Origin of the sequence: Burkholderia sp. Cy-637 (genome assembly GCF_011753175.1) — a bacterium.
GTDB lineage: Bacteria > Pseudomonadota > Gammaproteobacteria > Burkholderiales > Burkholderiaceae > Burkholderia > Burkholderia gladioli.
On record NZ_VWWC01000089.1, the window covers coordinates 18,227 to 29,442 of the forward strand.

At 69.8% G+C, this 11,216-nt stretch carries 10 protein-coding genes; 6 read left to right on the plus strand and 4 right to left on the minus strand.

What is annotated here, in order from left to right; genetic code table 11:
- The first annotated feature begins 310 nt into the window (after window positions 1-310).
- Window positions 311-1,321: a questin oxidase family protein gene (locus tag F3J10_RS21850; protein ID WP_167242975.1), complete on the plus strand. Its 1,011-nt coding sequence runs from the start codon at window positions 311-313 to the stop codon at window positions 1,319-1,321.
- A 127-nt stretch (window positions 1,322-1,448) separates the two neighbouring features.
- Here F3J10_RS21850 and F3J10_RS21855 read toward each other — a convergent pair whose 3' ends face one another.
- Both F3J10_RS21855 and uxuA read right to left on the minus strand, forming a co-directional pair.
- The gene (locus tag F3J10_RS21855; protein WP_167242976.1) at window positions 1,449-2,789 is read right to left on the minus strand and encodes an MFS transporter; all 1,341 of its coding nucleotides are present in this window, start codon (window positions 2,787-2,789) and stop codon (window positions 1,449-1,451) included.
- 165 nt (window positions 2,790-2,954) lie between these two features.
- Window positions 2,955-4,001, minus strand: a complete 1,047-nt coding sequence (gene uxuA / locus F3J10_RS21860) for a mannonate dehydratase (RefSeq protein WP_345791230.1) — start codon at window positions 3,999-4,001, stop codon at window positions 2,955-2,957.
- Window positions 4,002-4,273: 272 nt separating this feature from the next.
- Between uxuA and F3J10_RS21865 the strand changes: the two genes are divergently transcribed.
- The gene (locus F3J10_RS21865; RefSeq protein ID WP_025101246.1) at window positions 4,274-5,002 is read left to right on the plus strand and encodes an FCD domain-containing protein; all 729 of its coding nucleotides are present in this window, start codon (window positions 4,274-4,276) and stop codon (window positions 5,000-5,002) included.
- Window positions 5,003-5,071: 69 nt separating this feature from the next.
- Here the strand turns inward: F3J10_RS21865 and F3J10_RS21870 are convergent, their stop codons facing one another.
- Complete coding sequence (locus F3J10_RS21870) at window positions 5,072-5,371, minus strand: hypothetical protein (protein WP_013689484.1); 300 nt, start codon at window positions 5,369-5,371, stop codon at window positions 5,072-5,074.
- 379 nt (window positions 5,372-5,750) lie between these two features.
- Here F3J10_RS21870 and F3J10_RS21875 point away from each other — a divergent pair, with 379 nt between their 5' ends.
- The 3 genes from F3J10_RS21875 (at window position 5,751) to F3J10_RS21885 (ending at window position 9,362) form a co-directional block, all read left to right on the plus strand.
- Complete coding sequence (locus F3J10_RS21875; RefSeq protein ID WP_025101248.1) at window positions 5,751-6,827, plus strand: acyltransferase; 1,077 nt, start codon at window positions 5,751-5,753, stop codon at window positions 6,825-6,827.
- A 309-nt stretch (window positions 6,828-7,136) separates the two neighbouring features.
- Window positions 7,137-8,330 carry a porin gene (locus F3J10_RS21880; protein WP_167242978.1) on the plus strand — a complete coding sequence of 398 codons (1,194 nt, stop codon included), beginning with the start codon at window positions 7,137-7,139 and terminating at the stop codon, window positions 8,328-8,330.
- Between the two features lie 405 nt (window positions 8,331-8,735).
- Window positions 8,736-9,362, plus strand: a complete 627-nt coding sequence (locus F3J10_RS21885; RefSeq protein ID WP_025101250.1) for a glutathione S-transferase — start codon at window positions 8,736-8,738, stop codon at window positions 9,360-9,362.
- Between the two features lie 74 nt (window positions 9,363-9,436).
- On the opposite strand, the gene F3J10_RS21890 is transcribed toward F3J10_RS21885, so the two are convergent.
- Window positions 9,437-10,699: a DUF1479 domain-containing protein gene (locus F3J10_RS21890; protein WP_167242979.1), complete on the minus strand. Its 1,263-nt coding sequence runs from the start codon at window positions 10,697-10,699 to the stop codon at window positions 9,437-9,439.
- A 98-nt stretch (window positions 10,700-10,797) separates the two neighbouring features.
- On the opposite strand from F3J10_RS21890, the gene F3J10_RS21895 reads away from it, so the two are divergent.
- The coding region (locus F3J10_RS21895) for an AraC family ligand binding domain-containing protein (RefSeq protein WP_205200403.1) at window positions 10,798-11,216 on the plus strand (419 nt) is incomplete at its 3' end.

Consider the following 11,216-nt stretch of genomic DNA (forward strand, 5'->3'; position numbering starts at 1 on the left):
AGCGTTCGGCTCGCAATCCTATTCGGCTCGCGCATGGCCGGATATCGGCAAGCGAATAGTGCATCCGCACACTTGCTCGCTCGTGCGAAATCGCCGCGATTATTGAGCGATTTCCTTCCCTCGCGCAGCCATTCCCCACCGCGCCTCTCCTGCTCGCCAGCGACAGCCTCATGGCCGCGTTCCCGGTACGGGATCTGCTTGTCCTTCATGCCCCCGCGACGTTCCCATCACGCGCGAAGGGGTTTGCTTGTTCTCAATCGCACTTGAACTTCTAGAATCGAGACCCGCATCCTGGACCAGGAGAGGAACCATGTCGACACACCACACCGACACCCTGCTGAACACGCTGCTCGACGCCAACGCCCGCTTCGACCTGAAGGCGAAAGGCACCACCAACCACCTGCCGATGGCGCTGGTCGCGCTGGCGCGCATGGGCGCGTCGCCCGAGCGCCTGCAGGCCTACTTCGACATGTGGTCGCGCGAATACGCGCTGCCCGCGCCCGCCGTCGACACCCGCATCGCGCGAGGCGACTGGCGGCGCCACGTCGGCGACGGCAAGGCCTTCGGCGCGCTGCGGCTGTGCTTCGTCGACTGGATCGGCGACGAGGGCGCGACGGCCGTGATCGTCGCGATGCTCAAGCAGATGCCGCTGGCGCCGGCCTCGGGCGCCTTCCACGCGGTGATCCGGCTGGCCTACGGCATCGAGGCCGCGCACGACGGCGAGATCGCCGCCGCGCTGGCTGCGCTGGTGTCGGGGCACCTGCCGATCGAGATCGACCCCGCCTCGCGACCGCGCGCCGAGCGGATCGATACCGCCTTCGTGCAGGCCGCGCGCGCCATCGACAAGCGGGAGATCAGCGGCGACTTCATCACCGATCGCCTGCGCGTGGTCGCGAAGCACCCGCGCTTTCGCGAGGCCCTGCTCGCGCCGCCCGAAACCGAACACCTGCTCGACGGGATCGCCGCGGCCGCCATCGCCGCCTACTGGCGCGCGCCCGACTTCACCGTGCTGCACACCGTGACGGCCACGCACGCCTCGCGATTGTTGTTCGCGCAACTTCCGTCGCACCTGGTTGCGCGCAGCCTGCCCGAATTGTGGGTCGCGCTGTGCGCCGCCTACGCGAGCATCGAGGTGCCGCTCGACGTCGACAAGCCGCTGCCGCGCGTCGATGCCGATTGGGACGAGATCCTGCGCCGCGCCGTGCAGGCCGACGACGAGCACGTGATCAAGATGAGCTACACCTGCTGGCGCGAATACCAGCGCGATCCCTCGCCGCTCTATCTCGCCTCGGCCGCGCGCCGCGTCGGGATCATCGACTGAGCGGATCATCGACTGAGCGGCGGCGCCTGCGACAGCACCCGCCGCAAGGCCTCGCCCCGCACGCGCCGAAGATGGCGACGTCCGATGCGAGGCCAGCGGCAACGGCCGCGCCGGCGCATTCGCATCATCAGGCCGCGCTGGCGCGCCCGTCGGCCGGCGCGCCGCCGCGCAACGGCGGCAGCGGCTCGACCCGGCCGACCAGGAACAGGTAGGACAAGGCGCCCACCACGCAGAGCGTGCCGGCCGCCACCAGCGGCACCACGAAGGAGCCGCGCGTGATCGACAGCATCACGCCCGTGAAGGTGGTGATGAAGATGCCGGCCAGGTTGCCGGCGAAGTTCTGGATCCCGCCGATCGAGGCGACATGGGCCGGCGACGGCGCCACCTCGCCCACCAGGGTCCAGACGTTGGCGCCGGCGAACGACAGCCCCGCATAGGACAGCGAGAACAGCGCGAGGCACAGGCCGACGTTGTCGACCAGCGCCGACAAGGCGATCGACGAGGAAGCCAGCATGCCGCCCACCAGGCAGGTCTTGCGCGCGGCGGTGGCGCTCCAGCCGCGCCGGAACAGCGCGTCGGACACGTAGCCGCCGAGCCAGCCGCCCGGGATCGCGACCAGCGCCGGCAGCATGCCGAGCGTGCCGAGCGAGGCCAGCGAGAAGCCGCGCGATTGCAGCAGGTAGCTCGGGAACCAGGTGATGAAGAAGTAGATCGCGAAGTTCAGGCAGAACAGGCCGATCATCATTCCCCAGATGGTGCGATAGCGGAACAGGTCGAGCCAGGACACGCGCGGCGCGGCGGTTTCGGCGCCCGACGCGACGGGCGCGCCCGGCTTGCCGCCGACGTCGGCCGCGCCGGCCCGCTCGGCCAGCAACGCCTCGACGGCCGCCGGCGCGATCGAGCGATAGCGCTCCGGGTCGCGGTAGATGAACCACCAGGCCAGCGCCCAGACGATGCCCAGCCCGCCCGTCACGACGAAGGAGCCGCGCCAGCCGATCAGCGAGATCAGCCAGGCCACCAGCGGCAGCGACAAGGCCGAGCCCACCCGCGAGCCGCTGTCGAAGATGCTGCTGGCCAGCCCGCGCTCGCGACGCGGGAACCAGTTGAAGGCGACCTTGGCGAACGAGGGGATCGCGGCCGACTCGCCGACGCCCAGCATCAGGCGCATGCCGACCAGTTGCCCGAGCCCCCGCGCGGCGCCGGTGGCGACCGTGAACACCGACCACCAGCCGACCGCCAGCGCCAGCGCGACGCGCACGCCGACCTTGTCGATGAACCAGCCGGCCGGCAGTTGCAGGAACGCGTAGGTCCAGAAGAAGGCGCTGAGCACCAGGCCCATGCCGACCGCATCGAGGCCGAGCTCGGCGCGGATGCTGGGCGCGGCGATCGCGAGATTGGCGCGATCGACGAAATTGATGACGTTGGCGAGGAAACACATGAAGATCATCGCCCATCGGATGTTCGGCATCGAAGGTCTCCGCTTCGTTGGGTTGCCGGCGCGTCAGCCCGTGTCGGGCGGACGTCATCGGTCGCACGTTGGCGTGCTTGTCGGTGTAGTCGGTGGTGTATCGCGTCTCGCCCGATGAAACGCGGGCGCGGGCCTCATGGCGCCGCGCCCGCATCCGTGCGCGGCTCAGGCGTGATCGAACTTCTGCAGCGCTTCCCAGAGCCCGTTCAGGTAGACCGCGCCCAGCGCGCGGTCATAGAGCCCGTAGCCGGGCTTGCCGGTTTCGCCCCAGATCATGCGGCCGTGATCGGGCCGCACGTAGCCGGTGAAGCCGGTGTCGTGGTAGGCCTTCACGATCGCGGCGATATCGAGCGAACCGCAGCTCGACAGGTGCGCCGACTCCTCGAAGTCGCCCTCGGGCGTGATCTTGACGTTGCGGATATGCGCGAAGTGGATGCGGCCCATCGCGCCGAACTCGCGCACCAGCGCCTCCACGTCGTTCTGCGGCCCCGCGCCGAGCGAGCCCGAGCAGAGCGTCAGGCCGTTGGCCGGGTGGTCGACCGCCTTCAGGATGCGGGCTAGGTCGTCGCGGTTCTTGACGATGCGCGGCAAGCCGAAGATCGGGCGCGGCGGATCGTCGGGATGGATCGCCATGCGGATCCCGCATTCGGCCGCCACCGGCACGATCGCCTTCAGGAAGTATTCGAGGTTGGCCCACAGCCGAGCCTCGTCGATCTCGCGGTACTCGGCCAGCAGGGTCTGCAACTGCCCGGGCTGGTAGCTCGAATCCCAGCCCGGCAGCGAGATGCCCTCGGCCGGATCGATGCGCTCCACCTCGGCGATGCTGAAGGCCAGGCAGGTGGAGCCGTCCTCCAGCGTCTTGGCCAGCTCGGTGCGGGTCCAGTCGAACACCGGCATGAAGTTGTAGCAGACCACGCGGATGCCGGCCGCCGCCAGGTGGCGCAGGGTCTGCTGGTAGTTGGCGATCAGGCGATCGCGCGAGGGCTTGCCGAGCTTGATGTCCTCGTGCACGGGCACCGATTCGACCACCTCGAAGTGCAGCCCGGCCGCCTCGATCCTCGCCTTCAGCGCCTCGATCTTCGCCAGCGGCCAGACCTCGCCCACCGGCTCGTCGTAGACGGCCGACACGATCTGCGTGACGCCGGGAATCTGGCGGATGTACTGCAGCGAAACGGGATCGGCATCGCCGTACCAACGAAAGGACATCTTCACCGTGCGCTCCTCCTTCATGAACGTCGCATGGCGGCGCGCCGGATCGCCCGACCCCGCCTGGTTGGACCAGATTCTCACTGGTCAACCAGTTTGGCGGAATAGTGGTTTACCAGTTGAGAAAACGTGTCGACCAGGCCCGGCGGGCCGGCTGGCAAGGATTTCGGCCGGAGCCGGATCGGCCGTGGCCGGCGGCCGGCCAAACTGGTGTACCATTTTCCCCGTTCCACCGGCCGGCCCTTCCCGGCCGGCGCCTTATCTCGAGAGCACATCGCATGGCCGAAGTCTTTTCCACGCCGCCGGGCCGCGCCGCCGAAGCCGACGCGGCCGACCGTTCCTACGTCGGACTGGCAAAACAGATCTACGAACTGATCGCCTCGGGCGACGTGGGCGCCGGCGCGCGCCTGCCCTCGGAGCGCACCCTGGCCGAGCGCTTCGCGGTGAGCCGCACCCAGGTGCGCGAGGCGATCATCGCGCTGGAGGTACGCGGCGTGGTGGAGGTGCGGGTCGGCTCGGGGATCTACGTGGCGGAAACGCGCGAGGCGCGGCCCACGCCCTTCGATCTGCCGCGCGGGCCGGGGCCGATCGAGACGCTGCGCGCGCGGGCGCTGATCGAGGCGGAAATCGCCGCGCTGGCGGCCGTCGAGCGCAAGGACGCCGATCTCGACCGCCTGTTCGCCGCGCTGCGCGCGATGCGCGAGAACATGGGCGACAAGGCGGCCAACGAGGCGGCCGACCGGGAATTCCATCTGGGGATCGCCGAAGCCAGCGGCAATGCAGTGCTGAGGCACATGGTGGCGGCGATGTGGGACGGCTCGCGGGCCGATCCGCTGTGGCGCAAGATCGAGGAGCATTTCCACGACACGGCCTTGCGCGAGGCCTCGCAGGACGAGCACCAGCGGATCTTCTCGGCCATCATGGCGCGCGACGCGCAGGCTGCGCGCGAGGCGATGCAGGCGCACCTGACGCGCGTGATCGCGGAGTTCACGCAAGCCTGGCGCTGAGGCAGGGAGGGGCGCGCCGCCCCTCGAACCTCGGTTCCTTTCAGGCGCGGGCGGCGCAAGAAGCGCCGCTCAGCGCCCCTCGCCGCCTTCCGGCGAGGCGTCTTCCTCCTCATCGTCCTCGGGCGGATGCGCATCGAGCCAGGCCACGATCTGCTGCGAGGCCTGCAGCGGCGTCACCGTCTCCCCCGTCGCCAGCACGTCGAACTTGTCGGGATCCATGCCGTCGGGGTTGTCCAGGTGCGCGATCGAGATGGTCCAGCGCCAGTCGATCTGGTCCGCGATCGGCGAGGCGATGCCCTCGATGACACAACGACAGCCGTCGATCTCGGCGACGAAACCCGTATGGGTCGGATCATAACTCGCGAACACGGCGGCTCCTCCGGTGACTGGCTCCGCTCGCGCGGACGAGCGGCGAGTATCGCACGCGGCCGTGTCGGCGCCATCGAAAACAGCGGCCGGCACGGGGGCATCGCCGCGTCATCGAACTGACGTCCGCTTCGTTTACCCCTCCTGTTCCACTCGCCTGGCGACCTGCAAGCAAGCGGAAAAGCCTCTGCAAGCGCCTCGCGTCCCGGCTTACAATCACGCCCGCCGATATCCAGCACCCGCGTCACCGCCCGCGACGGCCAGCGACTCGCCGCTGCCCTCGCCATGGCCTTGCCGCTGCCTGCCGCCCGTCACCGTCGAGCCGCCCCTGTCGCCAGCCGGCGCCGGCCGCCGCTCCACCAGAGAACGCGCTTCATTCACCATGACGAAGTGGAAGTACGCCAACCTCGATGCCATCCGCGGGCTCGCCGCGATCCTGATCGTGTTCCGCCACGCGCCGCTGCTGTTCCATTCGCCGAGCTTCCCGCAGAGCTACCTGGCGGTCGACCTGTTCTTCGCGATCAGCGGCTTCGTGGTCGCCAACGCCTATGAGGCGCGGCTGCGCTCGGGCGCGCTCGGTTTCCTCGCCTTCGCGAAACTGCGGCTGATCCGGCTCTACCCGCTCTACCTGATCGGCATCGTGCTGGGCCTGGCGAGCCACTTCGTGGCGATGGCGCACCTGCACCAGCACGGCCGGCCGCTCCCGTCGCTGTTCGCCACCACGCTGTTCGTGCTGCTGTCGCTGCTGATGCTGCCCTCGCGCGCCACGCCGCTCTACCTGGTCAACAACCCGGCCTGGTCGCTGTTCTACGAGATCGTCGCCAACCTCGCCTTCGCGGCCATCGTGCGGCGCGCGGTGCCGCGCATCCTGGTCCTGGCGATGATTCCGTGCGCCATCGTGATGCTGCGCTACGCGCTCGACCATCACGGCATCGACGAGGGCTGGGATCTCGGCAAGTGGTATCTCGCGCTGGCGCGGGTGGGCTTCTCGTTCTCGGCCGGCGCGCTGCTGTTCCGGCTGCGACGCGGCGGGCCGCGGCCGGCCAGCGCCGCCGTCTCGCTGCTGGCGCTGGCGGCCGTGCTGCTGATGCTGTGCGCGAAGATCCCGCCGCGCTGGGCCGGCCCGGCCGCGATCGCCGAGGTGTTCGTGGCGATCCCGCTGATCGTCCATGCCGCCACCTCGTTCGAGCCGCCGGCCTGGCTCGCGCCCGCCTTCGAGACGCTCGGCCGCGTCTCCTACGGGCTCTACATCCTCCATGTGCCGGTGCTGCTGCTGGCTTACCGGCTGCTGGAGCCGCATCGGCACGCCGTGTACGGCAAGCCCGCGCTGGCCGCCTTCGTGGCCGGCATGCTGGTGCTGGTCGCCCTGCTCGACCGCTACGTCGACGCACCGCTGCGGGCCTGGCTCTCGCGCCCCGCCAGGCGCCGGCTCGAGGTGCCGATCGCCTCGCGCGTCTAGTGCGCTCGCCCCCGCCCGGCGCGGCGCGGCAGGTACGGCAACTGCTCCCGTCCCGCCGACTGTCACGCGATACGCAACGGTCTGTTGACATCGCCGCGCTTCATTCTGGAACCGGTCCCATCTAGCATGACGCACACGGAGGCGAGCGGCTGCAGGATGCGCGCCAGCCGCGGCCGATCCCGTCATCGGCATGCCGCACCGCCCCGGCCGTCGATCCCGGCCGGGCCGCCGCCTCCGCACTCGCCCTCGCCGCATCACCGGACGCCCCGCTCCGTCCGGCCCGACCACATAAAACGACACTCGCTCATCATGAAAAAGCAACTGACCGCAGCCCCGCTGCTGCTGAGCCTGGCGACCGCCGCCTCCGCGCAGGGGTCCGTCACGCTCTACGGCATCGTCGATGCCGGCATCACCTACCGCAGCAACGAGCGCACCGGCACCGGGCCGGGCGCGACCGGCCATTCCGACCTGGGCCTGAGCTCGGGCAACCTGTCGGGCAGCCGCTGGGGCCTGCGCGGCACCGAGCAGCTCGGCGGCGGCTGGCGCGCGATCTTCACGCTCGAGGACGGTTTCGACATCAGCAACGGCCGCGCCGGCCAGGGCGGCCGCCTGTTCGGCCGGCAGTCCTACGTCGGCCTCGGCAACCAGCGCTACGGCACGCTCACGCTCGGCCGCCAGTACACGCCGCTCGACGATTTCGTGTCCGGCGTGGCGCCGGTCAGCTATATCGGCGGCTTCGGCGCGCATCCGGGCGATATCGACGATCTCGACCAGACGGTGCGCGTCGACAACTCGGTCAAGTACACCAGCGCGAACTACGCGGGCTTCAGCTTCGGCGCCATGTACGGCTTCGGCAACCAGGCCGGCAGCGTCAAGCGTCGCGGCACCTGGAGCGTGGGCGCCGGTTACGCGAACGGGCCGCTCAAGCTCGGCGCCGGCTTCGAGCGCTCCGACAACAGCAAGACCGGCCCCGGCGACAGCAGCGCCGGCGGCTGGGCCAGCGGCGACGACGGCACCTTCAACTCATCGATCAGCGAGGGCTACGCGAGCGCGCAGACGCAGCAGATCGTGGCGACCGGCGCGACCTGGGATTTCGGCTCGACGGTGGTGGGCGTCAACTACAGCAACGTGCAGTACCGCGCCGGCGCGCAGTCGCTGTTCCGCGGCCACGCCAGCTTCAACATCGCCGGCGTTTTCACGCGCTGGCAGGCAAGCCCGGCCGCGCAACTGTTCCTCGGCTACAGCTACACGCGCGGCAGCGAACTGGACGGGCTGGATGAGCGCGCCGTCTATCACAACGTCTCGGCCGGCGCGACCTACGATCTCTCGCGGCGCACCACCGTCTACCTGCTGGCCGGCTGGCAACACGCCTCGGGCAGCACGCTGGACGCGAACGGGCAGGTGGTGGCGGCCAGCGCCTCGGTATCCGACAAGGGCAACGGCCATTCCTCGGCATCCCGCTCGCAGGCGCTGGTGAGCCTGGGGATCCGGCAGCGGTTCTGAGGGCATCGCCAGGAAGGCAATCGGAAAGGTCCCAGTGGCCTTTCCGATTCGCCCACGTTCAGGGAGAAGCCAGGGGGAAGCAGCGCAGGTCCACGATCCGGATCCCGCTTTGTTGGCAATACAGAAGGCCGGTCAGGCTGGAACATCCGCCCGTCGTCGCGACGAGCAAGCCGGCGGCCAGTAATCTCCACCCGAAACGCATGATCCTGTTTCCGTCGATGCCGATATCGTCCGGCATCATGCCAAGCGGCAAAAAACCCGGATGTGCAGAATTGTCGAGGCACCGTCCCGCCCGGCCTCCGCACACTCTCCCGCGCACGCGCCGCTCGACTGTGCATGGCCGATCGGCCCGCGCTCGCCTACACTGCCGGCTCGCCTTCCCCCTTCCCCTCGAGCGGAGCCGCCATGCTGAACATTCTCGGAAAGATACCGTCGATCAACGTGCGCAAGGTGCTGTGGACCTGTGCCGAACTGCAACTGCCGTTCGAGCGCGAGGACTGGGGCGCGGGCTTCCGCTCGCCCAACACGCCCGAATTCCTGGCGCTGAACCCGAACGGCCTGGTGCCGGTGCTGCGCGACGGCGATCTCGTGCTGTGGGAATCGAACACCATCATCCGCTACCTGGCCACGCGCTACGGCGGCGAGGCGCTCTACCCGGCCGAGGCGGTCGCCCGCGCGCGCGTCGACCAGTGGCTCGACTGGCAGGCCACCGATCTCAACCGCGCCTGGAGCTACGCCTTCCTGGGCCTGGTGCGCAAGTCGCCCGCGCACCAGGATCCGCAAGCCACCGCCGAGGCGATCGCGGGCTGGACCCGGCTGATGCGCATCCTCGACGCGCGGCTCGCCGACACCGGCGCCTTCGTGGCCGGCGAGCATTTCTCGATCGCCGATATCGCGATCGGATTGTCGGTGCATCGCTGGTTCGGCACGCCGTTCCAGCAGCCCTCGCTGCCGGCCGTCGAGGCCTATTACCAGCAGCGGCTCTCGGCGCGCCCCGGCTTCGCCGAGTATTGCAGCAGCGCCACGCCCTGAGCGCCGGCGCGCGGCAGCACGATCGCGCAGCACGCAGCGATCGCCCGCGTGCCTTCCCCGCCGCCAGCGGCGCCTCAGCGCGCCGCCGTCTCCACCTCGTCCAGCCCGAGCTGCGCGCGCCCGAGCGGCGTCAGGTCCGCCGCGCTCGCGCGGCCGTCGAAATCGACCTCGAAGTGATCGGCCGGGAAATCGGGCGGGCTCTCGCCGGCGAGGAAGCTCGGCAGTTGCCGGCGCAGATAGGCCTCGTTCTTCGCGCAGCCCGGCGCCGAGGCGATGTACATCACGTTGCTGTAGCCGGCGCCGCGATGCGCGTCCTCCACGGCGTGGATCACGTCGCCATGCCAGAACACCGTGTCGCCCGGCTGCATCAGCGGGATCGACGAGAGCGCCTCGAACAGCGGCGCGTGATACTCGGGGCGGATCGATAGCGCTCGGCCCGGCATCGCGCCGCACAGGTCGTCCTCGGCGACGTCGTCCTGCAGGGCACGCAGCAGCACATAGGCTATCGCGTTGGCGATCGGCACCAGTTGCAGCGTGCCGTCGCCGGGGCCTTGCGCGGTCAGCGCGGTCCAGCCCTGGAAGGTGCGGAACATCGAGCAGACCGCCGGCGAGGCGATCTCCTCGACCTCGGTGCGCCAGGCCGCGTCGAAGGGATCGTAGTCGCGCCAGTTGCCGGCGAACACGTGGCGATAGACGCGGCGGAAGTTGGCCTCGATCCAGCGCTCCACCGAGCCGCCGTCGCAATGCGCCGACAGCCCCAGCGAAGCCGAGCCGGGCGGCCGGCGGCGCAGCCGGTCGGCATAGGCCGGCACCTGGTCAGGATCGAAATGGCGGCGCCCCTCGCTGTGCGCGCGCCACAGCCGGTTCAGGAACACCCGCGCCTGCGTCAGCGCCGGCGACTGGCGCGCCTCCACCTGCGGCGCCGACCAGTACACGCCATGGATCTGCGGCTTGCTGGAAGCGAGCTGGCCGAAGTACTTGTCCTCGGCGCGATGTTCGAGGCGCGCGTCGAGCCGATTGCGCTCCACGTAGTCGGCGATCTCGCGATCCCAGCGCTCGGCGCGCTCGCGCTCGAACACGCCGCGGATCACGCAGGCGCCGCGCGACTTCACGCGCGCGAGCTGCGCCTCGCTCACCCGCCCGGCGACGATCGCCGCGAATTCGATCTCCGGGATCACCGCCGCGCCGCGCGCGCGCTCCTCGGCGATCTCGCGCGCCGCCTCGCGCATGGCCGCCTCGACCTCGGCGAACACCTCGCGATAATGGGGCAGCGCCGCGCGCAATTCCCGCTTGGCCTGGCGAATGGCGGCGGGCAGGTCGTCGATGTAGAGGGCCATGATGTCGTCTCCGTCTGCTGTTGTGGGTGAGACGGATCGTATGTCGGCACGGTGGACGGAAGTGATACGATCCCGCCATTCTCATTGCGGATCCGGCCATGAAACCCGCTTACGAACATGTCGATTTCGGCCAGGGCTGCTCAGTGCGGATCTACCATCGCCGGCTGTCGCGGATCCCCTTCGAGTGGCATCACCATCCGGAGTACGAACTGACGCTGACCCTGAACAGCCAGGGCAAGCGCTATATCGGCGATTCGGTGGCCGCCTACGGCGCCGACGACCTGGTGCTGGTGCCGCCCAACCTGCCGCATACCTGGGCCTCGAACCGCTCGATCGACGCGGCGGCGGCGCAGGTCGCGATCGTGGTCTGGTTCGACGGCGACTGGATCGAGCGGCTCGCCGACGTCTGCCCCGAACACAACGTCCTGCGCGATCTGCTGCGGCGCGCCGCCTGCGGGCTGCATTTCGAGGCCGGCGCCGGCGCGGCGATGCGCGAGCGGCGCGCGAGATCGCCGAG

Excerpts from the sequence above, each read along its gene's own strand:
- F3J10_RS21865 (WP_025101246.1), top strand. The coding sequence starts at position 4,274 with ATGGCCGAAGTCTTTTCCACGCCGCCGGGCCGCGCCGCCGAAGCCGAC.
- F3J10_RS21885 (WP_025101250.1), top strand. The coding sequence starts at position 8,736 with ATGCTGAACATTCTCGGAAAGATACCGTCGATCAACGTGCGCAAGGTG.
- F3J10_RS21875 (WP_025101248.1), top strand. The coding sequence starts at position 5,751 with ATGACGAAGTGGAAGTACGCCAACCTCGATGCCATCCGCGGGCTCGCC.
- F3J10_RS21850 (WP_167242975.1), top strand. The coding sequence starts at position 311 with ATGTCGACACACCACACCGACACCCTGCTGAACACGCTGCTCGACGCC.
- F3J10_RS21880 (WP_167242978.1), top strand. The coding sequence starts at position 7,137 with ATGAAAAAGCAACTGACCGCAGCCCCGCTGCTGCTGAGCCTGGCGACC.
- F3J10_RS21890 (WP_167242979.1), bottom strand. The coding sequence starts at position 10,699 with ATGGCCCTCTACATCGACGACCTGCCCGCCGCCATTCGCCAGGCCAAG.
- F3J10_RS21855 (WP_167242976.1), bottom strand. The coding sequence starts at position 2,789 with ATGCCGAACATCCGATGGGCGATGATCTTCATGTGTTTCCTCGCCAAC.